The sequence below is a fragment of the Cupriavidus sp. LA-1 genome, from assembly GCF_055385985.1.
In genome coordinates this window covers 57714-81777 of record NZ_AP031390.1, presented here as the reverse complement: position 1 = coordinate 81777, position 24064 = coordinate 57714, and the positions used below count along the sequence as shown (strand labels likewise).

Annotated in this window: 19 protein-coding genes and 3 pseudogenes; 10 read left to right on the top strand and 12 right to left on the bottom strand. The window is 60.6% G+C overall.

Annotated elements, in window-relative coordinates; translation table 11 throughout:
• Nucleotides 1-863 precede the first annotated feature (863 nt).
• A complete protein-coding gene (locus ACZ5MJ_RS34585) occupies nucleotides 864-1022 on the bottom strand; it encodes a hypothetical protein (protein WP_464227335.1) in 159 nt (52 codons plus the stop codon).
• Nucleotides 1023-1378: 356 nt separating this feature from the next.
• Between ACZ5MJ_RS34585 and ACZ5MJ_RS34580 the strand changes: the two genes are divergently transcribed.
• Nucleotides 1379-1660, top strand: a complete 282-nt coding sequence (locus tag ACZ5MJ_RS34580) for a hypothetical protein (RefSeq protein WP_464227334.1) — start codon at nucleotides 1379-1381, stop codon at nucleotides 1658-1660.
• Nucleotides 1661-1885: 225 nt separating this feature from the next.
• On the opposite strand, the gene ACZ5MJ_RS34575 is transcribed toward ACZ5MJ_RS34580, so the two are convergent.
• The gene (locus tag ACZ5MJ_RS34575) at nucleotides 1886-2293 is read right to left on the bottom strand and encodes a hypothetical protein (protein ID WP_464227333.1); all 408 of its coding nucleotides are present in this window, start codon (nucleotides 2291-2293) and stop codon (nucleotides 1886-1888) included.
• Between the two features lie 377 nt (nucleotides 2294-2670).
• On the opposite strand from ACZ5MJ_RS34575, the gene ACZ5MJ_RS34570 reads away from it, so the two are divergent.
• Nucleotides 2671-3615, top strand: coding sequence for a GIY-YIG nuclease family protein (locus ACZ5MJ_RS34570; RefSeq protein ID WP_464227332.1), 945 nt, complete (start codon nucleotides 2671-2673; stop codon nucleotides 3613-3615).
• 540 nt (nucleotides 3616-4155) lie between these two features.
• Here ACZ5MJ_RS34570 and ACZ5MJ_RS34565 read toward each other — a convergent pair.
• From ACZ5MJ_RS34565 to ACZ5MJ_RS34555, 3 genes and pseudogenes are all read right to left on the bottom strand, one after another.
• Nucleotides 4156-4660, bottom strand: a pseudogene (locus tag ACZ5MJ_RS34565) (ATP-binding protein); the annotation flags it as partial.
• Between the two features lie 108 nt (nucleotides 4661-4768).
• Nucleotides 4769-5044, bottom strand: coding sequence for a hypothetical protein (locus tag ACZ5MJ_RS34560; RefSeq protein ID WP_464227331.1), 276 nt, complete (start codon nucleotides 5042-5044; stop codon nucleotides 4769-4771).
• A gap of 883 nt (nucleotides 5045-5927) precedes the next feature.
• Entirely contained in the window at nucleotides 5928-6155 is a 228-nt protein-coding gene (locus ACZ5MJ_RS34555) for a hypothetical protein (RefSeq protein ID WP_464227330.1), read from the bottom strand.
• A 136-nt stretch (nucleotides 6156-6291) separates the two neighbouring features.
• Between ACZ5MJ_RS34555 and ACZ5MJ_RS34550 the strand changes: the two genes are divergently transcribed.
• The 5 genes from ACZ5MJ_RS34550 (at nucleotide 6292) to ACZ5MJ_RS34530 (ending at nucleotide 12653) form a co-directional block, all read left to right on the top strand.
• The gene (locus ACZ5MJ_RS34550) at nucleotides 6292-6555 is read left to right on the top strand and encodes a hypothetical protein (protein ID WP_464227329.1); all 264 of its coding nucleotides are present in this window, start codon (nucleotides 6292-6294) and stop codon (nucleotides 6553-6555) included.
• Nucleotides 6556-7145: 590 nt separating this feature from the next.
• Complete coding sequence (locus ACZ5MJ_RS34545; RefSeq protein WP_464227328.1) at nucleotides 7146-9701, top strand: ATP-binding protein; 2556 nt, start codon at nucleotides 7146-7148, stop codon at nucleotides 9699-9701.
• A complete protein-coding gene (locus ACZ5MJ_RS34540; RefSeq protein ID WP_464227326.1) occupies nucleotides 9698-10966 on the top strand; it encodes an adenylate/guanylate cyclase domain-containing protein in 1269 nt (422 codons plus the stop codon). Before ACZ5MJ_RS34545 ends, ACZ5MJ_RS34540 begins: the two co-directional genes overlap by 4 nt.
• Entirely contained in the window at nucleotides 10963-11613 is a 651-nt protein-coding gene (locus tag ACZ5MJ_RS34535; RefSeq protein WP_464227325.1) for an HD domain-containing protein, read from the top strand. Before ACZ5MJ_RS34540 ends, ACZ5MJ_RS34535 begins: the two co-directional genes overlap by 4 nt.
• On the top strand, nucleotides 11610-12653 hold the full coding sequence (locus ACZ5MJ_RS34530) for a patatin-like phospholipase family protein (RefSeq protein ID WP_464227324.1): 1044 nt from the start codon (nucleotides 11610-11612) through the stop codon (nucleotides 12651-12653). Before ACZ5MJ_RS34535 ends, ACZ5MJ_RS34530 begins: the two co-directional genes overlap by 4 nt.
• A gap of 289 nt (nucleotides 12654-12942) precedes the next feature.
• Here ACZ5MJ_RS34530 and ACZ5MJ_RS34525 read toward each other — a convergent pair whose 3' ends face one another.
• From ACZ5MJ_RS34525 to ACZ5MJ_RS34515, 3 genes and pseudogenes are all read right to left on the bottom strand, one after another.
• The gene (locus ACZ5MJ_RS34525) at nucleotides 12943-13437 is read right to left on the bottom strand and encodes a hypothetical protein (RefSeq protein ID WP_464227323.1); all 495 of its coding nucleotides are present in this window, start codon (nucleotides 13435-13437) and stop codon (nucleotides 12943-12945) included.
• Between the two features lie 759 nt (nucleotides 13438-14196).
• Nucleotides 14197-14401, bottom strand: a pseudogene (locus ACZ5MJ_RS34520) (SDR family oxidoreductase); the annotation flags it as partial.
• A 227-nt stretch (nucleotides 14402-14628) separates the two neighbouring features.
• Nucleotides 14629-15609, bottom strand: a complete 981-nt coding sequence (locus ACZ5MJ_RS34515) for a YncE family protein (protein WP_464227322.1) — start codon at nucleotides 15607-15609, stop codon at nucleotides 14629-14631.
• Between the two features lie 1562 nt (nucleotides 15610-17171).
• Between ACZ5MJ_RS34515 and ACZ5MJ_RS34510 the strand changes: the two genes are divergently transcribed.
• Complete coding sequence (locus ACZ5MJ_RS34510; RefSeq protein ID WP_464227320.1) at nucleotides 17172-18194, top strand: dienelactone hydrolase family protein; 1023 nt, start codon at nucleotides 17172-17174, stop codon at nucleotides 18192-18194.
• A gap of 115 nt (nucleotides 18195-18309) precedes the next feature.
• Here the strand turns inward: ACZ5MJ_RS34510 and ACZ5MJ_RS34505 are convergent, their stop codons facing one another.
• Both ACZ5MJ_RS34505 and ACZ5MJ_RS34500 read right to left on the bottom strand, forming a co-directional pair.
• Nucleotides 18310-19827 (bottom strand): sensor domain-containing diguanylate cyclase, encoded by a 1518-nt coding sequence (locus ACZ5MJ_RS34505; RefSeq protein ID WP_464227319.1) that lies wholly within the window; start codon nucleotides 19825-19827, stop codon nucleotides 18310-18312.
• A 348-nt stretch (nucleotides 19828-20175) separates the two neighbouring features.
• Complete coding sequence (locus ACZ5MJ_RS34500) at nucleotides 20176-20310, bottom strand: hypothetical protein (RefSeq protein WP_464227545.1); 135 nt, start codon at nucleotides 20308-20310, stop codon at nucleotides 20176-20178.
• A 594-nt stretch (nucleotides 20311-20904) separates the two neighbouring features.
• Here ACZ5MJ_RS34500 and ACZ5MJ_RS34495 point away from each other — a divergent pair.
• On the top strand, nucleotides 20905-21054 hold the full coding sequence (locus ACZ5MJ_RS34495; RefSeq protein ID WP_464227318.1) for an IS1096 element passenger TnpR family protein: 150 nt from the start codon (nucleotides 20905-20907) through the stop codon (nucleotides 21052-21054).
• A gap of 154 nt (nucleotides 21055-21208) precedes the next feature.
• Nucleotides 21209-21409: a DUF2905 domain-containing protein gene (locus ACZ5MJ_RS34490; RefSeq protein WP_464227317.1), complete on the top strand. Its 201-nt coding sequence runs from the start codon at nucleotides 21209-21211 to the stop codon at nucleotides 21407-21409.
• A gap of 43 nt (nucleotides 21410-21452) precedes the next feature.
• On the opposite strand, the pseudogene ACZ5MJ_RS34485 reads toward ACZ5MJ_RS34490, so the two are convergent.
• Both ACZ5MJ_RS34485 and ACZ5MJ_RS34480 read right to left on the bottom strand, forming a co-directional pair.
• A pseudogene (locus ACZ5MJ_RS34485) lies at nucleotides 21453-22169 on the bottom strand (methyl-accepting chemotaxis protein); the annotation flags it as partial.
• A 297-nt stretch (nucleotides 22170-22466) separates the two neighbouring features.
• Entirely contained in the window at nucleotides 22467-23882 is a 1416-nt protein-coding gene (locus ACZ5MJ_RS34480) for an MFS transporter (protein ID WP_464227316.1), read from the bottom strand.
• Nucleotides 23883-24064: the final 182 nt, after the last annotated feature.

Below are 24064 nucleotides of genomic sequence, written 5' to 3'. Positions count from 1 at the left end.
TCAGTCAGTCAGAAGACAATCGCTGCAACAATATCAGAGACGCTTGGGTCGCCTATGGCCTCTACTTAGCATGGTCGAGGCTCACGGCAGATCGAAAGACACCAGAGGACGACGAGCGCTTGCACAAGCTCGCGCGGCGATTTAGAGAGCACCCCTATAGTGGGATTTCAAGCGGTCGGACTTAGAATGGCCTTTCGCCGGAAGATGTGGCGCCGAGGGCCCGTCGGGGCTGGCCCACCGGTGCCGCTTCCGCCCCCCGTGGAAAAGGAACCTCGGACACCGAAATCTGTTCAATGATCCTCGCCACCTTAGTCGCGCAGGCCTCCCAAGTCGGTCCGCAAAGTATTCGTTTTCCAGCCCTGCACATTGGCGGATGAACCCCGTAGACGCCAAACGTATTGAATCCAATGCCGAAAAAGCTGGGAGGGCCGAGGGCGGGCGCCGGCTTGGCTGGGGCAAGTGACCCGAGTGTTTCCTCTCCACAAGAATGATCAATCGCATACGCGTGGTCCAAAAAGATGGCGATTGACTATCCAAAAAAGAATACAGAGCATGCACGAACACGTTGTTGATTGTCGACGAGTTCGGGAATATCTGCCTTCGCTATCCCGATAGCTGCGCAGCCGCTCTGTGACGATGTTGCGCGGCGCCGCGTTCGAGCGCAGCACAGGTTTGAAGAAGCACCTCCCGATACGCAGTAGGCCACTACCTCTGCCAAGCGTGCTATCGAAAATGGCGGAAAGGGGGGGCGGAGCTGTAGATGTGCGACCGCATCGGAAAGCAGAGTCTACCTTTCGGCTTGGCATCGGAGCGGTTCTGTCACATTCGCGACCAGGCGGCTTGACCGGCGAGCTGGGGCCTGGTTAGAGCACCAGCCGGTGCAGCAGATCAGTGCCTAGCTGCATGAGTTGCCTCGCGATGTCGGCAATGCTCAAATCCAGGCCCAATGCTTTTCCTGAGACATAAATGACAGCCGCCAGCGCAGCTAAGACCAGAAAGCTCATCTTCAAATTGTCACTCACAGGCCTCCTCGCTATATGACATTTTGGTCTGCATCCCCCAGCATTATCCCCAGCGACCGGCGGCGTTTAATAATCCTCACCGGGTCCGTTTCTTTATAGAAACATTGACACATGACAATGCGCACGTTCTGTGTGGCATGGCACCATCCGTGTCCTTGAACGAGAACCGGAGTCAGCGGCGTGGTACTGGACGCAGTGGTGGAGACGCTTTACTCGAACACAGTCCAATCAGCGTGATCGCGTGCCCGGGTTGCAACGGCGAGTTGTTCGAGTTGAGCGTGAAACGCAGTACATACGGGAGTTATTGTTCTCCACAACGGTGGAAAGGTTGGTCGGACATGAACTGAGACCTTGTCATGAAGAACTTGCAAGAAGGTTTCAGCATCATCGAAGCGATGATTGCAGCGGTCGACGCAGGGGCCTTCGGTATCGATCGACTAGCGCCATCGAGGTGGCGTCGCAGGATGTCGCGGACCGCTTCGGAGTGGTTGATGCGGCATGCGCGGCGGCTCCGGGCCCGGCCGCAGCAAGTGGTGCGTCTGGTGGGACAGGCAGCCTCCCACCAGCCCCGCGAGAATCCCCAGCAACAGAATGCGCCCGCGTGTGATGACATGGTCGGCCTCCAGGTGATGTGCTGAATTGAGCCTAGCCGACTTCGCCGCCGGGCGCTAAGGCTCGACGTCAGCGATCCCGGGATCCATCCGGGTCGTATTTTTTGCGCTCTGGCGGTGGCCAACTGGAGAGCCGCTGGCCCGAAGGTGTTGTTGGTCACAACATTCTCTGGTTACGCATTTTTGCAAGCTTTTGCCTGCGGCTGAGGTGGCATGACCCCAACTTCGCGCCCAACCAATGAATGCCCTTAGCTAAGGTAGTTGGCCGATGAGCGCGTCAATTTCTTGGCGCAGTTTCTTGATTATCGCTGTGACCTCTTCATGGCGCCCCGTATCCAGAATGTGCAAAGCGTCCTGATCTTGTGTTTCAGTGAGTCCATAGGCGGCAGCGACCTGTCGAACGACGCTGACGGCTTGCCCGACTGAACAGCGATACTTCTCTTTGCCTACACGCGCGTGGGCGAGCGCAAAGCTTAATCGATCTTCGATGCACAGCAGGTCGGCGACTAGGATGCAATACGCGAGTCGATAGACTCGCCCATCGCCCGCATTGTTGAGCTTTCCGAGCTGTTGTCTGGGATTCATAGTCGAACAGCCGACCCAAACAACGTCGGTCGATGCGTTGGCGAGGATCACGTAGACCCAACCGCGTATTTCCATGCTCGCGATGCCTTGACAGTAGACGTGCACCTGAATTTACGGCATACGGCTTGCAATGCCATCCGCCATTAGCCGTATCACTCGCCTAGCCATACGGATGAATGGCCATCAGACTTTTCAGAAGGGCGGGACACCTGCTTGCCGAGTCTCCAGCAGCTGGTACGGTTTCGTCACCGAACCGACCGAAGAAAACGAAAGGCGGAGCGTGATCTGCCGCCATCGAGACGCGCACGGCAGTGTAGCGTTTCCACACGGCCTCGACCGAATGCGGCCGTCGACTCTGCGGTGCTGACGTGTTCCTGGCGGGACGTGAATCTGCAGTGTTGGAACGATGCTTACTTGCTGTTATCGCCGGGATGCAGTTACAGTCGAGTGCTATGTTTGAAGACCTACTAGACCTTTTAAAGTCCGTCGGTGTCGATCCAGCCGCGCAGCAGATCACGCTGATGCGCCACAAGGACAAGCGGTATCCCCTCGTGAAATATATCGGCACGCGCGCCCTCAATCTGTATCAGGCGATGCAACCCAGAGAGATGCCCGTGGGAAGCCTGCTTGTAGCGTTTTACGGCAATAGGCCCGGCCACGCCCTGCTTCTGGGCGTCTGGCGTGTCGAGGGTGTGCTGTCGCCCGGCGAGGCGATTCGCCGGGGGCTACTTGAGGGCAGCTTCGAGCCGTTGGACGAGAACTGGGGCGGGTACTACCACGAATTGCGTGAGCTCGATCTGCTTGCCGATCTGCATTTGAAGCTCGAAATCGAGTGGACCGGAAAAGAAGTGGCCTGGCGGCGTATCCTTCGACCGGCGAAGACCAAACAGGTACGCCGGAGAATAACCTTGCCCAACGAACACATTGCACAAGGGGCAGAGCCAGGCAGCAGCAGTCAATTGCCCATGCGGATGAGCCGTCAGTACGGCGTCACGGCGCAGCTCGAGTCGGCGGTGCCGTTTCAGGGACTAACACGTGTGTCGCTTGTTATGGCAGAGCTGCGGATTGCACTGCGTGACGCAGCCTGGCAACAGGGGTTGACTGGCGTGTTCGGAATCTATCTGATCACGGATGAGCGCGGCGGCCAACACTATGTGGGCTCGGCCTCGGGCACGCAAGGGCTGCTACAGCGTTGGAGCAACTACGCGACCACAGGACACGGAGGCAACAAGCTGCTTTCGCAGATGCTTGCCGCTACACCTGGGCGCGAGCTAGATCTGCGGTTCACACTGCTCGAGGTGTTGCCGGCCAATACATCCCGCCAGGAGGTGATCCGGCGCGAGTCATATTGGAAAGTCGCGCTGGGTTCGCGTACGTTCGGCCTGAATCTGAACTGACGTAACAGCCGGGAAACAGCCCACAGGGCGCACAGGTGGGGCGAGTCCACACTGCCTTGGCCAACACCAAGTGCTCGCTGCGTTCGGTTTCGAACATTTCTCGATTGTGCCGCGATTCATATCAGATTTAGTAATAGGAAATACGCAACATATTAAGCGCCTTTCTGCTTGTATGGCCCCGGGGCAGGGTGGCATTGGTCCATCCCTGCAATTCGCCCCGCCCTAGTATCCCCCGGTGCTTCGGCGGGTCTTTTTGCGCCGCCTGCTGCACCTCTTCAGCGCCTGCCAGAACCCGCGGCTTGCGCGGAAACGACGTTAGGTTCTACCTGGTGCGCAGAGCAGCGCATGATGGCGCGCAGCCTTGGCGCGGTCACCTCTGCTACACCCTCTGCAAAGAGGCGCTTACGGCACCCAATAGGTTGATGTCAAATGACCGTCAAATAGAAGTGCTTCTTCTAACCTACTGGATTTATTAGCATTTCCGTTGTTGATGGTCCGGCGCCCTTGGATCAGCGAAGTAAGTCATCAAATTAGTTATGCTCAATACGGCACATATTTCATGTATTTGCGGCCAGCGCTTTCATCGTAGGGCCGCAACATCCCTGCCTCCACCGCTTCCTTGATCAGGCCAGACGCCGCCGCACTGTTCTGGACAGTGATGCCGAAACGCTCCCGAAGCGTCGCGTTGGTCATGTAGTCACGCTGGACGTAGCGGAGGCAGGCATGCAGATAGCAGGCCCGCACGCGGTCGGCCTTGTCCATCTTCGTCAATTCCTTGCGGGCGAACAGGGTTGCCCTGGTATGGTCAGAGACGATCAAACTCTGGCGCCGGCAACTGATATGCCTCCGTCAGCGACACTACCTTATCCATGCCACTCCCGCGCTCTTCGCAAATGCCGAAGCGACGCATGAGTGAGGCGAGGCCTTCGTTCAGGGACCGAGGGGGCGTGTCCAGGATTCTATCGACATTGATCAGCGGGCTACCGGGATTGGTCACCTCCATGCGATCTCCGACGATCTCAATCATTGGTCCGGCGCCGCCCAATGGCCACCGCCTGGGCCTTTGAGACCAACTGGCTGCCTGGGCAATTTGGAGATTATCTTGATGAAAGACGACCCATCCGCCAGTACAAGTCCGTAGAACTCAGTACGCTTAGCGGTCCACCGCTACCACGCGCGGGCTACCGTCGACCTCCTCGATTCGCGGCAGCTTGCCGACCTCAATGCACTGCCTGACCGCGGCCAGTAGCCCTGCCGCGTCCCACCGGTTCTCCTCAAGCGCAACCAAGGCGTCGCCGGTGATAGCAAAGCGCCCGCCGCAGACGGCGCAGCGGTAAATGCGGCTGCCGTGCGGGCGGTCGTGCTGGTCCCGCCAACGCCGCGCGAGTGCTGCGCATAGCACGCAAGGGACGGCTTCAGTTGCGCTCATAATTTGACCCCGTTTCGCATTTTTTTGGTGATGAATCACAGCAGGCTGATATCCAGCCTGGTGCCCTGATGCCACCGTCAGGACTGGCCGCGGCGAGGAGTCCTTCCTTGTCGTAGCGGACCTCATGGCAGGGTCGTCCCAGACGTTAGAGCGGGCGGAGTGGTTTGGTGCCATCGCGCCCAACGGCTCGCCACAAGCCTAGGCGGGGTGTGTCACTATTCACGGTGCCCTTCCGCACGATTCGCTTTAAATGGCCGAGAGCTTTGTGGTGTTGGGCACAATTCAAAATTCGCGGCGCTACATGGCCGTGGATTCGCGATCCGCCCAAAACTATTTGTAGCCCTCGAGTTCCTCGGCCGAGGGCTTCTTTTTGGACAAGTCAGGCCAACGTGACGGCCCGCGGAAACCCGATAGGGGATCGACAGGCACACCCCTAAGTCATCCTTATGGCCCATTCCACGCCGTAGACCCATTGTGCAATCATCCGGATACAGCCCGTCGATGGGGGACTGGGATTGTGAATAACGAGAGCAGAGCTCTGACTGAGCTGCGCGGAATTTTGACCTCGTGATAGCGAGTCTCCACATTCACAGCCAAGCAACGGCGCGGCGGGCTGTCCCCATTCTTTCACCGTGGGCATCTCGCGGTCGGTCTCTTGTTTCACAACGCCGGACCCGCCACGCCACCTGCCAAAATTGCGCCCAGCGACCACGGGATTTCGCGAGACGGGATGGTGATATTGCCCGCCGGGCACAGGCCGCTCGCACGTGCATGGCGTGCCATTCATTTGCGCCCGGGCACCACATGACGGGGCCGAGCCTGGCTGGAGTCTGGGGGCGCAAAGCCGGCACTGCGGAGGGATTTACGCGCTACTCCGATGCGCTCAAACGATCAGGCCTGGCTTGGGACAGGCAGAACTATGCCGATTTTGCAGGCGGCTGTGCATCGCCTCACACCCCATCATCATCGTAGCTGCGGGTTCCTGGTCAGCACCGGCAAAGCCATCATCTGCGGCGACCTGCAGATAGACTTGCCGCGTGACAACGGCGATGATCGCAATGATGGCGCCGACGCCGAACGCTCGAACGGCAATGGACAGGTACCGCGCCATGGCGAAACTACTGTACAAGCATGAGGTGATTGGCAGTGAGCCTGCACGAGGTCGTCTCGCAACGGCGTAACGCCTTTGCAGGATTGATACACTCCGTTTCGCCGCGGCGGCGAGGTCGTGCGTTACGTGACACCGCATGGCGGCTCTGAAAAGAATGTCCCGGAAATCGATCGAAGCCTTACCGAGCGACCACTACTGGGCCGTGCCCCACGCGCCCTTCCCGCTGGACGGTGGCAATAGCCATGATGAGGTGTTTTCCGGCGCCCATTGCATTAGCGACTGCAAGTGGGTCAGCTTCTACAAGGACGGCGAAGAAGTCTGGGCGTGCAATGCATTGTATGCAGCCGCCCATTTCGACTTTGCTGTCGTTTCGACCGCCGGCGCGTCGACGGCCGACTGAGGTGACCGACGGTCGCCGACAGACGTCCGCCCTCCCCCATTCAACATAACCTCCCAGCAACACTGCAAATTTCTCAGTACGGGGCGTTACGTTCAATTGCGGAGCATGCGGTCTGACGGCTCGCGGGCCTCCATGCGGCCCGATCCCTTGGATTGGAACATTCAACACCCTGCACGCACTCTTTCGGATCGATGACCCCGAGGCTCTTGACGATCCTGAAATTATCGTCATGCGCCTGGGCAAGGTACATGTTCAGGTGCCGCATTGGCCTCTCGGCGGTCGTCCGGTCGTTTGCCCCCCCGTTTTGGCGCGGTCTCTGCTCGCCAGCAAAATTACATGCTGGAATTTCGATGTGTCGTCAATTGACGTGCGGCGTCCGACACCTAAACTGTTGAGAACAAGGCTATCTGAACGGCCGCCAGTTGGCAAACACCTTCCAGCTATTGCACTCGCGCGATCTCATGTGGTCGCAGTTGGCTAGTGAATACCTGCTCGGCCAATGCGGGCGGGCGATGGGCTTGATGGCCTGGAACGCAGACACCGTCGACCGGTATCATTTTTGACTGCGGCTCGAAGGTTGGGGCCTCTTCATGAAACTCACGACCCGCTTCAATTTCCTGTCGGTCGCGATCATTCTGGCGACGACCGCGCTGTCCTTGGGCGTCGGCACGCTTATCCTCAACGACGTGCTGTATAAATTCGAAGAGCATGTCTTGCGGCTCGAGTTGACCAATGCGCGCGAGGCCGTGGGCCAATCCTTCACTCGTTCCGGCGTGCGGGCCGCCGCCGAAGCGGCCGCGGACTTTCAGAGCCACCTCCGGCATAAGGATGGCCTGACAAGCGCGGAGCTGTTCATCGTCGCGGCGCCCGATGACAGGATCGTATACCATCCGACGCGTCGCGCGGGAACCCGATTCGCCACCGATTTCGTCGACCAAATGTTTGGCAAGGGGACCGGTGTCATCGAATATACCAGCCGCGACGTTTCCCGCTTCGCCGTCTTCACTACGCTCGCTCCGCTCGACTGGGTGATCGCCATTTCCATCGACAAGCAGGAGATGCTGGCAAGTCGCGGCGTTTTTCTGCGTGCCATCGGCGCGATCGCCTTCGTTCTCCTCTGTCTGAACGCCGTGGTCATCAGTCTCTTCGGACGACGTCTCATGCGGCGCATGCGGACGACGCTCGATTGCGTCAACCGGATCGAGCGCGGCGAACTGTCGGCGCGCATCCCCCCGATCACGACGCACGACGAGTTCGGCAAGCTGCAGGAGGGCATCAATGCCATGAGCGCCCGGATTGAGGAGCGCACCCTGGCGCAGCAGAGGGCCGAGCAGGCACTGCGCGAGCGGGAGGCGCGCATCCAGCAGTTGGTCGAATCCAACATCATCGGCGTGTTCTTCTGGGAACTCGACGGCCGAATCACTGAGTCCAACGACGCCTTTCTGAGGATCCTCGGATGTACCCGGGACGAGCTGCGGTCAGGCACGCTGCGCTGGACCGATCTGACGCCACCTGAATACCGCGCCGCCGATGCACGCGCAGTCGGGGAACTGATGCAGGCGAACCGCTTCGCGCCGTTTGAGAAGGCCTTCCTGCGTAAGGACGGCAGTCGCGTTCCTGTGCTAATTGGCGGCGCCTTTTTCGAAGGGCGGCAGCAAGGGGTGGCATTCGTGCTCGATCTCGCCGAACGCAAGCAGGCGGAAGCCGAACGGGCGGCATGGCGCGCGGCCGAAGCGGCCAGCCGGGCTAAGAGTGACTTTCTGGCCCACATGAGCCACGAACTGCGCACACCTTTGAACGGGATTCTGGGCTACGCGCAAATCCTGAGGCGTGAGAAGACTCTCGACCAGCGCCAAATCGACGGCCTGACGGTGATTCAACGCAGCGGCGAACATCTGCTCACGCTGATCAACGACATCCTCGACATGGCCAAGATCGAGGCCGGAAAGATGGAGCTCAACCTCACAGACATTCCGCCGGATAGATTCCTGCGCTTCATCGCCGAGGCAATTCGCGTCAAAGCAGTTGAAAAGGGCCTGGCCTTCGCCTGCGAGCTAGCGCCCGATCTGCCCGCGGGCGTGCGGGTCGACGAGAAGCGACTGCGTCAGGTGCTGCTTAACCTCCTATCCAATGCAGTCAAGTTTACCGACCACGGCAGCGTGCGCCTGCGGGTCGCTTTCTTGCCTCCTGGCCGGCTGCGCTTCGAAGTGCATGACACCGGGATTGGCGTCGTCGAAGCGCATCGGGAGGCGATCTTCCGGCCTTTCGAGCAAGTGGGCGAGGCGCGGCACCGGTTTGGCGGCACGGGCCTGGGCTTGGCCATCAGCCGGCAGCTTGTGCGCTTAATGGGCGGCGAGATCCATCTCGAGAGTCGCCCCGGCGAGGGCAGCACCTTCTGGTTCGAGTTGGACGTCCCGATCGTCGAGCCGCAGGCGGCCGTGGTCCCGCCCGAGTGGGCCGTGAGCGGCTACGCGGGGCCGCGCAAGACTATCCTGGTGGCGGACGACGTGGCGGAGAACCGCACCGTGGCGGTCGAGATGCTCGGCCAACTCGGCTTTGCAATGGTCGAGGCAGGCAACGGCCGAGAGGCGTTGGAAAAGGCCGAAGCCCTGCGGCCGGCGCTGATCCTGATGGACGTCGTTATGCCCGAGATGGACGGGCTGGAAGCCACGCGCCGCTTGCGCCAGCTGCCGGAGTTGCGGGATCTGCCCATCATTGCGGTGTCCGCCAGCGCCTCCGGAACGGATGCGGCGAACAGCCTGGCGGCCGGGGCAAATACCTTCCTGCCGAAACCGATCGACTTCAGCGGGCTCTTGACACAGGTCGCGGACCTCCTGAAAGTGGAATGGACTTTCGAGCTTCCCAAGGCGCAAGCCGCCGGGCCGCGCCAGGCGGCGGGTGAATCCCTGGCCAAGCCTTCCGCCGCCCTCCCGGTCGCACCGCCGCCCCAAGAGATGGAGGCGCTGCACCGGCTGGCCCAGACGGGCAATATGCGCGCCATCGTGCAGCACGCCGCGCACCTGACCGAGCTCGACGAGCGGTATCGACCCTTCGCCGATCAGCTGTCCCAGCTGGCTAAGGGTTACCGGTCCAAAGCGATCCTCAGCCTTGTGGAGCAATATCTCGAGAGGAGGCAAGCCTCATGACAGAGACCGCGGCGCCCGAGTCTGATGCCCGCATGATCCTCATCGTAGACGACACGCCCGCGAATCTGGGCGTCGTCGTGGAGAGCCTGGAGGACCGAGGCTTTCGTGTCCTCGTGGCCGAGGATGGCGAGGAAGGGCTTCAACGAGCGGAATTCGTCCGGCCCGACCTGATCCTGCTCGACGTCATGATGCCTGGACTGAGCGGCTTCGAAACCTGCCGGCGCCTGAAGGCACTGGACAGCACCCGCGATATCCCGGTCGTGTTCATGACGTCGCTGACGGACACCGAGGACAAGGTCAGCGGCTTCGGAGCGGGCGGAGTCGACTATGTCACCAAGCCCCTCGAGATCGAGGAAGTGATCGCGCGTGTGAACACGCACCTGAGCCTGCACGCGATGCGCAGACAGTTGGAGGCGCAAAACACGCAACTTCAGCAAGAGATCATAGAACGCAGGCAGGCCGAAGCGGCGCTCCAGGCCAGCCAGGATGTGATTGGGCGCCAGCGGGACGAACTGCAAGCCCTGTATGACAAGGTCGTCGCCGAGCAGAAAGTCTCCGAACGGCTCCTGCTCAATCTGCTGCCCTCCCCGATCGCCGAGCGCCTGAAAGCGCGCGCCGACCTCGTCACCGGCAGGCTCCCGGAGATCATCGCCGACAGTTTCCCGCAAGCCACCGTGCTGTTTGCGGACATCGTGCAATTCACCAGATTCTCCGCAGGCATGAGCCCCGAGGACCTTGTAGCCGTGTTGAACGAAATTTTCACCGACTTCGACAGCATCGCCGACGAACGCGGCCTGGAGAAGATCAAGACCATCGGCGACGCCTACATGGCCGCCGCTGGACTGCCCGTGCCGACCGCCGATCACGCCGCGCGGGCCGCGCACATGGCACTGGACATGATGGACGCGGTGGCCCGGTTCGACGCGCGCACTGGCTTCAAGTTGCAACTGCGCATCGGCCTGAACAGCGGCGCTGTCGTGGCGGGGGCCATCGGCAAGCACAAGTTCATCTATGACTTGTGGGGGGCCGCCGTCAACATCGCCAGCCGGCTGGAATCCCGGGGTGTGCCCGGGCGCGTGCAGGTGAGCGAGATCACCCGCAGGCTGCTGGGCAATGCGTTTGTGTTCGAAGAGCGGGGAACCATTCCGGCCAAGGGCACCGGCAGGCTCCATACCTGGTTCCTGGTGGGGAGGGCCGGAAGTTCGCCTGAATCGGGCGCAGCACCCACTCCCCTGGCGCCCGGTCGCGGCGAGCAGGCGGCATGACCCCGGCGCAAGCGCGTTTTCAGGCGCTGTGGTCGTGCTGCGGCGGGATTCAGGCGGAAACTGTCTGCGCCGATCTGGTGCGGCATTACGCCGAGCCGGCGCGTCGCTATCATACCTTGCGCCACGTTCGCCACTGTATCCTCGATCTGGACTGGGCGCGCGCCGCGATCCCCGCCCCTGATGCCGTGGAGCTGGCGCTGTGGTGCCATGACGTGATTTATCTTCCTGGTGCGCCAGACAACGAACTACGAAGCGCCGAATGGTTGCAGCGTTGGGCGCACGGCCGCATTGCTGAGGCCAACCGCATCACTGAGATGGTCCTGGCCACCACCCATGCCGTCGTTCCCACCGATCTCGATAGCTGCTATACCGTCGACATAGATCTGGCTGATATGGGTAGCGATCGTGCCCGCTTTCGCCGGGCCGGCGCGCTTCTTCGGGCAGAGCGCCCCGACCTGGACGATGTCGCCTATGACGCTCACGAGCGGGACTTTCTGGGCGCGTTGCTGGCGCGCCACCGCATTTATCACACCGATCTGTTCCATGCGCGTTGCGAAGCCCGCGCCCGCACTAACATGGCCTGGCGGCTCGCCCAGCCAGCGCCCCCCAATCCGCGATGCGCGTTCACTCGAGGAGGGGAGCTGTGAAGACTAAGGGCTCACCCGCCACCCCTGCCGGTACCCGCCGCATCAATATCGCGCTGCAAGGCGGCGGCAGCCACGGGGCGTTTAGTTGGGGCGTTCTCGACCGCCTGCTCGAAGATGGCCGCATCGAGATCGACGGCATCAGCGGCTGCAGCGCCGGCGCGATGAACGCCACGGTGCTTGCCTACGGCCTCGTCTGCGGCGGGCACGAGGGCGCGCGCCGGACGCTCGAAGCGTTTTGGCGCAGAATCTCCGAGTGGGCGCAATTCAGTCCGGTGCAGCCCACCTGCTTGGACCGAATGACGGACCGCGGCAATATGAATCTGTCGCCGGCATGGTGGATGTTCGACTCTCTCACTCGCTTCTTCTCGCCCTATCAACTGAATCCATGCAACGTGAACCCGCTGCGCGACGTGCTGAGCGAGATGATCGACTTCGACGTCTTACGCGCCAGCGCAGGCGTGAAGGTGTTTCTGTGCGCCACCAATGTGCTTAGCGGGCGCATCCGGATTTTTCATAATCCCGAGCTCGACATCCGGGCGGTGTTGGCTTCGAGTTGCCTGCCGCACCTGTTCCAGGCCGTGGAGATCAATGGCGAGTATTACTGGGACGGCGGCTACATGGGTAATCCCCCCATCTATCCGCTCATCTATGAGACTGACAGCAATGACGTGCTGATCATCCGGATCAACCCGATCCGCATCCCTCAGGTGCCGACCGCAGCGAGGGACATCCTTGATCGCGTCAACACACTCAGTTTCAACTCATCGCTGATGCGCGAGATGCGTGCGATCGCCTTCATCACCCATCTGATTGACGAAGGCGCGTTGGATTCAGCCCGCTACCGGCGAATGTTCATTCACAGCATCGATGCCGAAGCCGAAATGGTCCGGCTAGGGGTCTCGAGCAAATTCAACGTCGACTGGCATTTTGTGCGTGAGCTCTTCACGCTGGGGCGCGAGCGCGCCGATGCCTGGCTGATGACAAACTTCGATGCGCTGGGGCAACGCTCATCGATAGACATTGCCGATACCTTCATTTGAGACGCCGTGGCTGTGCCTACGATCGGGCGAGCACGCGCATTTCACAAGTACCCCTAGTTGCGACCCCAGTGAGCGGCTGCGGCATTTTCACCCGCCTGGCGGGTCCCAGGCATGGCCCAGGCGAAGACCGCCAGGCCACCAGCGCGACGGCGGCAAGGGTGTCAAAGACGGCACTGTAGCCTGCTCTCACGGCGATCAATGATCAATGTGTACATCGGCCCCAAGCCGGAGCCGCACGGAGCGCGGTCACGTGTCACCTGTCGGCGGCTATGAGAGCGATGGTGCGAACCTACGGGCACGCCTGGACAGTTGGGGCGCCCGTCTTCGTGACGGAGCCGTTTGCGACAATGCTGAAATACGGATCGCACGGCGGCGGCGATTGCGCCGTTCTGACCATTACCCTCGATCCGCTCATTTCTTGGCCAGCACTGTCGATGCCCTTCAGCATGTAGAAATAGGTCTTCATGACGGCCGTTGTGACATCGACGTACACATCGCTGGTGATCGGGCCGTTCATGTTTATCCGTGCAAACGGGCCGTCGCTCGAGTCAGCACGATATAAGTTGTAGCTGGCGGCACGCGCCACATGTCCCCAGCGCAGAGCCACCTGCCGATCGGTGAAATCCGTCACGGCGAACGGCCCATGGCTAGCGGGTGCCTGCCAGCCGCTATAGGCGCCAGCGAGGCGATCAAGCATGCGCATAATGGCGGAAATCTGCAGGCCAGCCTTCGTCGCGTAGCTTCCTGCAGTGTCGATCTTGAAGTATAACCGCAGCGGTGGCACACCTAATAGCGGTCTGGCTCATCATTGTGTGGCGACGCTTCCGGCAGCCGGCGTAATCAGCGGACAGCCCGGAATGCTTAATCCGCACGTGCGGCAGCGCGAAACCGGGAGCAAGAAGTCCGAGATGACGGTGCCCCCGATCTTGGAAGCACGCAAGATCTCCAAGCATCGGAGCGTGCCTCCCGATTATTCGAGATAAGGCAACGTTATCGCGCCCTATCTGCGTCGGCGCGACGGCGTGTCATCCTGCTCACCCCGCGTCTTCCAGTCTGTCCGGTTGATCGCCAGCGGGGATGGCGCAACGGCAGTAGCCGGTTGCGGCCGTTCCCCACCACCAGCTTCAATGGGTGTAGTCCGCCAGTTTGGGAAATTCGCTTATCGCTCAGGAGTTCCTGCTCTGGCGGACCTTCGGACACTGAAGCGATCGGAATGGCGGGATCAGCCGAATGCGGGCTCCGCGGGCAGAATCTGCGAAAACCCGACCTCCCAGACCGGCCCGGATTGGATAATCGTCAGTCGGTTGAGGGTTCGAGGACGCCTGAGATTTCTGGGAAACCGTATCAACAGAACTTTTCAAATATGAGGGACTTCCCTGTCCCGCGACAACGTTGAGGTCGTCTGGCACCGAGTGCGCTTCGTAACGCGCTCTGGAGAGGAACTTCGGAGTACGCGCTTTCTGCATGCCCGGCGGCACGCCATGCGGTCGCTCGTTGGTAGCATAAGGCTTATCGGCAACCCGGCTGAGAGCCCCACTCGAGCTCAATTTGATTCGCCCGGCCGTTGCTCCCTCGCGGCGTCCTCCGAGCATAGGTTCGCAATCAATGCCGCCACTTCTTCTGGTTTCCCAAGGCGGCCCACAGGGATTTGCGGGATGATTTTGGTATCGAGTATCTCCTGTGCCACGGCCGTCACCATCGGTGGCGATGAAGCCAGTCGAAACGGTGTTGTGGGTGGCTTCAGAGCGGCGTCGTCCCCTTCCTGACATATACGCGCACACATCGCGGCGGCCGTTCATCCAGGTCGTCTGGTTTGTGCGCCCCATATGGGTCGCTCGGACTCCCATACCCCATGTTCTCCACGTACAAACAGAGGAGAAGCACCATCGACCCCATGCGGGCTGTCTTGCCAATTAGAATCCTCACTCCTCTTGGCCCAGCCTCGACGGTGAGGCAGGTTCCACCGAACAAACCATCAAGGCAGGCAAGTGCCAATGCTGCCCATAATTCCACATCTGTTGCTTACGCAGTCAGAGTTCTGCGCGCACACTTTGGCCGTCGCGCACTTTGTGCAGGTCGGCCCGCCGCAATCGACATCGGTCTCCAGGCCGTTCTTGATACCGTCAGAGCACGACGGGGCCTGGCAGGTGCCTTGCGAACAGACAACACTTTGACAGTCAGAGCCAACCAAGCACATCTTGCTCGTCGCGCATCGTGCGCAGGTCGGGCCGCCGCAATCGACATCGGTCTCCTGACCGTTCTTCATACCGTCAAAGCACGTCGGGGCTGGAGTGGCAACGTCGAAAGGATTGGCCCCTACCGTCACGGTGGACGAGACAGCATTTGTCGCTGTGGCGATAACGGACACCGTGTGGCCGCCCGCATTCGTCACATAGGCATTCGCGCCGTCCGGTGTAATGACAACCTTATTCGGGACGATGCCAACAGGCACGGTGGCGACGACGGTCTGCGTGGCCGTGTCGATAACGGAAACGGAATTGGCGCGGGCATTGACGACGTACGCGTGTTTCCCATCTGGCGTGAAGGCTGTACTCACGGGACCGGCCCCCACCTCAACTGTTGTAACCACCGTATTGCTTGCCGTGGCGATGATGGACACGGTGTTCGTGCCGCTGTTGGCGACGTAGACCTGCGCCGCACTCGGGGTGACTGCAACGTCAACCGGAAAGGACCCAACCGCAATCGTGGTCACAACGGCATGGGTGGTCCGGTCGATGACCGATACCGTGTTCGAACGGGCGTTGGCGACAAAAGCATGTGATTGCGCGGTCGCCTCTTCGGCGGTCGCGACCAGCGACAGCCCTAGAATAGCTAGGACGCGAAGGATGGCTCCGCATTTGAGCGGAACCAACACCTTGCGGCTTGCGGCGCTTAAGAGGATGCCGACCATTGCCAGGGCGAGCGGGAAGCGCTGATACTTTGCCTCGCAGTTCATATTGACCTCCGTTGAAACTAACTCGCAATCCATATGACGATTGCCGTTGCCCGCAATGGCTCAGGCCAACTGGGCAAGGTAGGCAATGCTCATGCCAGCTAAGTCCGCACGCTGATTTGGGCGGACTCAGGGAGAAGTAGCAACATTAGGTGGCAGCGGAAACGTCGGAAGCGTTTCATCTTCGACACAAGTAGGTGACATTGACTAGTTGGCCGATGAATTCTCGGCCCATCGTCGAGAAAGGCATGGCGCTACCCCGGAATTTATCAAGGGGGTATCCTTCAACTCCTTGCTGACGGCCTGTAGTACTCAGTGAGGGACACTATTTGTCGGCACGACTTCGGCAGTGCGCATGCGGAACGCATTTCTAACGGTACCCACTGTCTTCTTATCCGAACGCTTATTAGTGAGCAGACCAAGAAAAAATTGCACGTCTCTTTGGGGCGTTTTTTCGGCTGCGTGAGCAACAGATGACTCCCTGGAACCAGCTGCGGGAGGATAAGTCAGCGTCGCTGTCGGGTTCCAAATACACACCCTGCGAGGAGGAGGATTGAAACCAGCGTCACTGGGACGCCTGCTTGGCGAATGAGTCCAGCCATGAGTACCTCCGCGCAGTGACCTGGACGGGCCACCCTACTTCTGCCGTGGTCGCGGGGTCATAGAGAGGGTCTGCCTCCCATAGGTCCCCAGCATCAAGCCCCCCGAATTTCTCACGAAGAGTCATGCCGCCACAGGAACTGCGTCATTTCCTGCCATCTCATGAAGGGGGCGTCATTGACACCCGAATTCGCTGCTATGGATGGGCTACGGTGATGAAGTAGTTCACGTTCTCTGAGAACACAACAGACCCGCCTTGGACGAAGGCGCCTTCAACATGAATCTTGTGTAAGCCAGGAGGCAGTGGCCTTATCATCAGCTAGTACCCGTCGCTGACTGCAGAGCCGGTCCCCACGGGAGTGTTCAGGCCCTCAGATAGTAACCAATTGTTTGTTGGAATCGAGAAATGAAAGAGTGGTGACTGCACCCGAAACGTCGTTGGGTCAGTCACAGGGATATCGTCAATGGAGCCTGCCAACGCTGGTCTGCGAAAGAAGCGGATGTGACCCTGGTATCTAAGCTCTATCGCTACTACGGCGAGCGCCACGAATTGGTCAGGACGAGACTTTGTTTCATCGCTGACAACCGAACGGATGCCCGTGTCTTTCCGCATGGTGGTGTAAAGGTCCCCTTGTAGCAAGCCGGCTTGGCCAACTAATTGTTCGGGCTGGGGATTCCAGCCGCTGCCCTCAACCTACCGAGCAGCCTTTCCGTCGTTGGCCAATCCGATGGATTTGTTTCATCCGCGATGCACGCGCTTGTCAAGAAGCACGACAAGTGGGCACAAACCGCCTGCCAAATACGACATCATCCAATTTATGACGTTTAAGGCTGTTGTGAATAAACTTGATTTCACATGAAATCCCGCATCCATATACTAGTCTTTCCAAATACCTCGTCGCCGGCTAAATCCTTTGCAGGAGCATGGACTACGCTATCAGGATCAGGATTGCCAACTAAACGCGATGAAGAAGGATTCCGCCATGGTGACGTTTGGAAGGTCTCGCACATGTCTCCGCCACGTAGTTCTGGCTGCGCTTTACATCCTCTTCTCCGTTCTCTCGCGCGATGGATACGCTCAGGGGGCACGAATGGAGGTCATTCCCTTTGAGTCCACTACGCTGACAGACCAGGAATTCCTGGCAGGTCGCGATGACGGCAAACGAGTGACCTTGGCTGGTGAACTTCGGCTGCCACGTGCGGGCAACGAGCGATTTCCGCTTATCATATTGCTTCATGGCTCAGGAGGTGTCGGTGGCTACCTCCTCGATTGGGAAGAGGAGCTTCTCGCGATGGGCGTCGCTACCTTCGTCATTGATAGTTTCACGAGTCGTGGCATTACGAGCATGAACAACGACCTAGCGCAACTTGGTCGACTAGCGCAAACTGAGGATGCATACCGTGCGCTCGGCCTTCTAGCAAAGCACCCACGCATTGACCCCGCGCGGGTAATGCTAATAGGTTTCTCGCAAGGCGGTACAAACACCCTCTATGCGAGCCTCGTCCGGTTTCAGCGCATGCATGCTGCCGCATCAGAGGCACATTTTTCGGCATACGTCGCCCTCTACCCTGACCGCAGCTTTACATACCATGAGGACGAGAATATTGCTGGGCCTGTCCGCGTGTTTCACGGCACGAGCGACAATTACAATCCCATTGCGCCGTGCCGCTCGTACATCGAGAGATTGAAAGCCAGGGGGAAAGACGCCCAGCTTATTGAATATTCTGGTGCCGCACATGTCTTCGATGGGCGGTCGTTCAAAAAACCCGTAGTCATGCCACGAGCGCAGACTATGAGAAATTGTCGATGGGAGGAGGCGGCAGGCGGGCAGCTTTTCAATACACAGACCAGGCAGACGTTCTCGTACGACGACCCCTGCATCGAACGGGGAGCAACCATCGCATACGACGAGAAGGCAGCGACGGAAGTCAGAAAGGCAGTGGCCGAATTTGTGTCCGCCACGCTCAAACCGGCGCGCTCGCCGTAGCCTCTTTGACGAAGCCGTACTCGAGCTTGGCTCCGGTGGCAGCATATCGAGTGGACAACGGAGCGGACGCGGGGCGAGGCGGCTTGGGATTTTCGGAAAGTTCCGAAATCAATCCTCAGGCTACCGCCAATTGAGGGTGCGCTTGCTGCGGCATTACGGTATTACGACCAGCCGCCTTTGCTTCATAAAGCCGCCGGTCGGCAAGGTGCACGAGCTGGTCGGGCGTATCACCAGGCATGGCATTGCCGTCAAAAAAGGCGACGCCAATGCTTACGCTTAGTCTTCCGACTGGGCTGGCGAAGTTCGCATGACCAGTTGCAAGGACCGCAGAACGAACCTTCTCCGCTACCTGCACCGCACCCCACAGCTCTGTATTCGGGAGCAGTACGCAAAACTCTTCGCCACCATAGCGCCCGACGAAGTCGCCTGGACGACGGATGTTCTCAACAATACAGCGAGCGATGGCTCTTAGTGCACTGTCTCCGGTAGCGTGCCCATAATGGTCGTTGAAGCTCTTGAAGTTATCGGCATCTACCATCAGTACCGAGAGGCTCTGCCTGTTTCTGCTCGCACGCCGCCACTCAGCTTCAACGGTTGAATCCAGAAGACGGCGCGTGCCCACACCTGTCAGGCTATCCGTATTCGCGAGCAGATGGAGTTGCTGTTCCATGCCGAGTCGCTTGCGAAATTGCTTCGCGAACATCACCGACATCACAACGATGAGAATATCGAGCACTGCCACAACGCTGCCGATGGCCCGAGCGCGCCGTTTCCACTCTGCATAGATGTCCTCGGTCGCGAGCCCCACGACGACTATCAACGGGTATTTCCCGATATGCTTGAAACTGTACAGGCGCTGGGCACCATCCAACGCCGCAGTACCAATGTAACAGCCACTGTCAGCTTGAATGAGCGGCTTGAATGATGGGACGCCTGCAATGCTCTGACCGATTTCCCGCTGGTTGTAGGGGCGTCGCATTAGGACCGTTCCGTCGGGTCGCAGCAACGTGATGGAGCCGTGGTCGCCAAGCGTCATCCCATCAAACAAGCGGTGGAAGTAGTTAAGCCGAAGTGTCCCGACAACGATGCCTGCAAAGTGGCCGTGGCTATCCGTCAGCCGTTGGCTTAGTCCAATCGACGTGTCCGCCTTCGTTAGATGCGGTGAGAATGGTTTGCTGATGAAGAGGCCGGTATCGGCCGACTGTTGTTGAACCCTGAAGTAATCTCGGTCACTGAGGTTGAGCTGTCGAGGTGGAACCGAGTGAGAATCAATGACGACCTCGCCCGCAGTGTTTGTAACCAAGAGCGAGCCCATATCTTGGGCGTTGGTTGACCTGTCGAAGAGGACACGCTGCCGAATCTGTGACGGCAGTCGCAGCGTGCCCGGGTCGTTGACCCCGTCAATGACGGCCTGTATCGACAGTTCGTAAACCTCGATGTTGCGTTCGATATCACGCTGCAGAATCAGAGAGAGATTGTCCGCAGCGTCGCGGGCTCGCGCGAGCGCGTCCAAGCGCATTTGGTAAAGCGATATGGCAGTGATGCACGCCAGGGTCACAGCGGCTGCAAGCGCCCCTACGATGAAAAGAGGGGGGCGTGCCAGAAAGGCCCCGGCAAACTTCATCAACGCCATACCGCTTCCACCAATATCAACCTCTGCTCCTATGGCCGCCAAAGCACATTCCAACGACGCTCGTAGAAGGTCCAGAGCGCGGTCGGGCGGATTCTAACGGCATACCCTGCGCCGCCTTGTAACAGTTGAGTTCAACGTTGGTTCGTCGTTACATGGCGACGCTTTTGCGCGACACTCGCGGAGTGCCGCCTAAACAGGAGATGTCTCATGATGCACTTCATTTGAGTAGAAGTTCGCGTCGACTAGCCTGCCGGATTGCCACCGCCATCGCCTGTGGGCCCCTCGAACTCTTGCGAATAGCTGCAAGGCTTTGCGGCGGGTACTCGGGAAGACGACGCTACGTATGTCCTACGCCCACATTCGAACCAGGGCGGTGTTCGCTGGCCCGTCGTGTAACGCGACTTTCCACTTCGCGGCCGCCAGTTCGAGCGACACCGCCAACACCCGCTCCTCGGTACCCGTGGATGCCTGATCTGTACGCATGATGCTCTCCTGTGAGCCAAGCATGACACGCTGATTTTAAGCATGGGCGCTTGTCGATGGCCCCCCTGTCTCATAGGATCTAGAGCAATGAGTACACTGAGCGAAGACGCCGGCGCGCGAGGGCTGAACAGGGGCCGACCTAAAAAAAGAACCCGCGTTGCCGAGGGTGGTAGCGCGGGTGGTAGCGGGTCCTACAGCGCTCAATTTAAAGGCGAATTAGATAGCCCTAATATCAGGGTTAACTATTGTGTTGCTCAGACGCCTCCGTCATTGGCTCGACACAGTGGCAGAGATACCAACCACGCTTAGCTGCCTGCAGGAAGGCCGCACTGTTTCCTTCCGGTCAAAGCAGACTATGTCCAGCGCTCCGGCCTGTGTAGGGCACTGGAACGGCCCATCAGACTCACCGCATGTGCTGCCCGCCGTTGATGGAGACCGCGCCAAAGCGGGGGCTGACGACCGGACTGCTGCTGAGAGTCCAATAAGGCACCTACAATGCGCGACTGGCATCCGATCCTGGGCCGGCGACCTCCGTCCTTCAACTTCGAATTGCTCTGCGGGGCCTGAGCCCGCCGCGTCCTCGTCCCCAAGCACTTGACGCTCAGACAATTGCACAACGTCATTCAGGTAGTCATGGGCTGGGCGGACGAACATCTGCACACGTTCAGCATTCGTGGCAGGCGTTACGGCGAAGCTCATGAGGGCGTCTTGCAGTTCTCCACCGTGGCAAACGAACCCTGCTGACCGCGTTTCATCTCCGCGAACACGAAGGCTTCCTCTATGTGTACGACTTCAACGCGTGGTGGCGCCACGAGATACGGATGGACGTCGGCGGAATCCTGCGCCCACGCGTCGGTCCAACGCCTAAGAACATTGCAGAACCTGATCGATCCCACCCATGCAACGCCTGCTTCTCATCCTCGGCGGCCTGCTGATCGCCGCCGCCGCTACCTGGCCCTGGCTGTCGAAGCTGCCGCTCGGGCGGCTGCCCGGCGATATCCATGTCGTCCGGGACGGCTTCAGCTTCTACTTCCCGATCACGACCTGCATTCTGGTGTCGGTGGTGGTATCGGTCGTGATCTGGATCTTCCGGCGCTGAACGCCAGGTAGGCCGCGTAAGCCAGGTACGGCAGCGCCGGCTTGGCTCCCACCTCCGCCCGAAACACCCCCATCGCCCGCTGCATATGCTGCGCCTGCTCCTGCAGCGACTGCGCCGCGGCGGCGGCCTGTTCCACCAGCGCGGCGTTCTGCTGCGTGACCTGGTCCATCTGCGCAATCGCCTGGTTGACCTGGGCGATGCCGGTGGTCTGTTCGCGCGAAGCGTGGCTGATCTCGTCCATCATGGCGGTGACCCGCCGGATCGCGCTGACGGTGTTCTCCATGGTCGCGGCCGCATCCAGTGCCAGCGTGTTGTCGGATGCCACCCGGTCCGCGGCCTGCGAGATCAGCGCACGGATCTCCTTGGCCGAACTGCCCGCGCGCTGCGCCAGTCCGCGCACCTCGGTCACCACGGCGAATCCGCGGCCGGCCTCGCCGGCGCGCGCGGCTTCCACCTCCGCATTCAGCGCCAGGATGGTCTGGAAGGCAATGCTGTCGATCACCGCGATGATGTCGACGATGCGGCGCGAATCGGCCTCGATCTGCTGCATGGTCTGCTGCATGCGGCCCACCGTCTCGCCGCCGGCCAGCGCAATGCCAGAGGCTTCGCGCGCCGGCTCGCTGGCCTACCTGGCGCTGCCGGCGTTCTGTTGCGCAGTGACGGTGAGCTGCTCCATGCTGGCCGCGGTCTGCTCCAGCGACGACGCCTGTTCCTCGGTGCGCTGCGACAGGTCGATATTGTCCTGCGCAATATGGGGTGCCGTCCTTACGGTACAGCGCGACTAACTATGTCGCTCCTCCCCCTACCAGCCGCCCTGCCGCCATGTCCAAGCTGCGCCGCTCGGCATTCACCCGGTGAGGAAAGGGGGTTCCAAGTCAGACTGGCGCTGTCCTCGGGACTTCCCCCTGCGAACGCGAAAGCTCTGGCAAGCCGAATGATCGGCGATCAGTTGACAGCCGCGCTGGCCAATCCTGGCGGCTTTCGCGGCTGGAACCTCGGCCTGATGGTGGGGTCGCTGTTCGCTAGCGCGCACTGCGGTAGGTTGCGCTGGCGCGGCTCAGACCTCCGCGCCGACGGTGCCCGGCGCATGGTGGGCGTTGCCGGTCCTTACGCGCGCCGCAAGCAGCGCCAGCGAAGCGCCGAAGGCCGGCACCGCCAGCAGCCCGAAGATCGTCATGAAGCTCCACCCCAGCCCGACAAGCTGGGCCCCGAGCAGCGCCCCGCTGATTCCACCGAAGCGGCCCATGCCGAGCATCCAGGACACGCCGGTGGCGCGGCAGTTGGTGGGATAGTGCGCTGCGGCCAGCGTCGGCATGGAAGACTGCGCCCCGTTCATGCAGATGCCGGCGCCAAAGATCAGGGCGCCCAGCAGGACCAGGTGGCCGGCCCCGTAGCCCACCGCGAAGATCAGCAGCCCTGCCACCGCGTAAGCCCGCGCAACCACACGATATGGGCTGGCCCGGTCCATCAGCCATCCTGCCGCCACGGTGCCGAGGCAGCCGCCGAGGGGGAACAGCGCAGTGATCACCGCAGCGCTACGGATCGGAACGCCGGTGTCCGTGATCAGGGTCGGCAGCCAGCTGGTCAGCAGGTAGAAGACCAGCAGGCCCATGAAGTAGGTGACCCATAGCATCACCGAAGCCAGCGCGAACTTTTGCGAAAGGACCTGGCCCAGCGGCGAGCATTGCGTGGCTTCCGCCTGTTCCCTGACGATGAATATCTCAGTCCCGGTCAGCCGTCCCGGCGCGATACGCGCCAGGACCCTGGCGATGCGGGCGCCTTCGGATCCCCGCGTCACCATGAAGCGCACCGACTCGGGCAGCATCGCAACGAGGGCGACGGCCAGCAGCAGTGGGGCAATGCCGCCGACCAGCAGCACGGACTGCCAGCCGTACGCCGGGATCAGCCACGCCGCGACGAAGCCGCCCGCGGATGCGCCCAGCGTGAATCCGCAGAACATGGTGTTGACGGCAAGTCCGCGCCGCGTGGCGGGCGAATACTCCGACATCAGCGTGACCGCGTTGGGCATCGCGGCACCCAGGCCCACGCCGGTCAGGAAGCGCATCACCGTCAGCGCCTCGATTGAGCCGGCGAACGCCGATGCCAGGCTCCAGCCGCCGAACCACACGATCGAAACAACCAGCACGATCTTGCGCCCTACCCTGTCCGACAGCGGGCCGGCCAGCAATGCGCCGGCGGCAAGCCCGAACAGGGCGGCGCTCATGACCGGGCCCAGGTCGGCCTTGCTCACGCCCCATTGCTTGACCAGCGCGGGCGCGATAAAGCCGATCGCGGCCGTGTCGAAGCCGTCGGCGGCGAGAATCAGGAAGCACAGGACCAGGATGGTCCACTGGAAGCCAGAAAATTTATGCAAATCGATGAAGGCCTCGACGTCGACTTCAGTGGCGCTCGCGGCGCACGAGCCAGGTAGCGGCGACGAGGTCGCGCCGGCGGGGAATGAGTAGCTCGTCATGAGCGTTGTCTCCGGTTTGGAGGCATGTGGCAGCCCGGCTGCGTGCCCCTCAGTTCTCGACTGGTATCGACATGCATCGCGTGCGGGGCGCGCCCGCAGGATTGCTGTCGACGTTCGCTGGCCGGCGACGGATGGCGCGGGGTTGCCAGGGCAGGGCTCCGCTGCGAGTTTCACAGGCCGGA

Bases quoted from the DNA above. Each gene is read 5' to 3' on its own strand.
- ACZ5MJ_RS34505 (WP_464227319.1), bottom strand. From the start codon at position 19,827: ATGGCGTTGATGAAGTTTGCCGGGGCCTTTCTGGCACGCCCCCCTCTT.
- ACZ5MJ_RS34580 (WP_464227334.1), top strand. From the start codon at position 1,379: ATGAAGAACTTGCAAGAAGGTTTCAGCATCATCGAAGCGATGATTGCA.
- ACZ5MJ_RS34560 (WP_464227331.1), bottom strand. From the start codon at position 5,044: ATGAGCGCAACTGAAGCCGTCCCTTGCGTGCTATGCGCAGCACTCGCG.
- ACZ5MJ_RS34480 (WP_464227316.1), bottom strand. From the start codon at position 23,882: ATGACGAGCTACTCATTCCCCGCCGGCGCGACCTCGTCGCCGCTACCT.
- ACZ5MJ_RS34550 (WP_464227329.1), top strand. From the start codon at position 6,292: ATGGCGGCTCTGAAAAGAATGTCCCGGAAATCGATCGAAGCCTTACCG.
- ACZ5MJ_RS34510 (WP_464227320.1), top strand. From the start codon at position 17,172: ATGAAGAAGGATTCCGCCATGGTGACGTTTGGAAGGTCTCGCACATGT.
- ACZ5MJ_RS34545 (WP_464227328.1), top strand. From the start codon at position 7,146: ATGAAACTCACGACCCGCTTCAATTTCCTGTCGGTCGCGATCATTCTG.
- ACZ5MJ_RS34515 (WP_464227322.1), bottom strand. From the start codon at position 15,609: ATGAACTGCGAGGCAAAGTATCAGCGCTTCCCGCTCGCCCTGGCAATG.
- ACZ5MJ_RS34535 (WP_464227325.1), top strand. From the start codon at position 10,963: ATGACCCCGGCGCAAGCGCGTTTTCAGGCGCTGTGGTCGTGCTGCGGC.
- ACZ5MJ_RS34575 (WP_464227333.1), bottom strand. From the start codon at position 2,293: ATGGAAATACGCGGTTGGGTCTACGTGATCCTCGCCAACGCATCGACC.
- ACZ5MJ_RS34500 (WP_464227545.1), bottom strand. From the start codon at position 20,310: ATGCGTACAGATCAGGCATCCACGGGTACCGAGGAGCGGGTGTTGGCG.
- ACZ5MJ_RS34570 (WP_464227332.1), top strand. From the start codon at position 2,671: ATGTTTGAAGACCTACTAGACCTTTTAAAGTCCGTCGGTGTCGATCCA.
- ACZ5MJ_RS34555 (WP_464227330.1), bottom strand. From the start codon at position 6,155: ATGGCGCGGTACCTGTCCATTGCCGTTCGAGCGTTCGGCGTCGGCGCC.
- ACZ5MJ_RS34490 (WP_464227317.1), top strand. From the start codon at position 21,209: ATGCAACGCCTGCTTCTCATCCTCGGCGGCCTGCTGATCGCCGCCGCC.
- ACZ5MJ_RS34540 (WP_464227326.1), top strand. From the start codon at position 9,698: ATGACAGAGACCGCGGCGCCCGAGTCTGATGCCCGCATGATCCTCATC.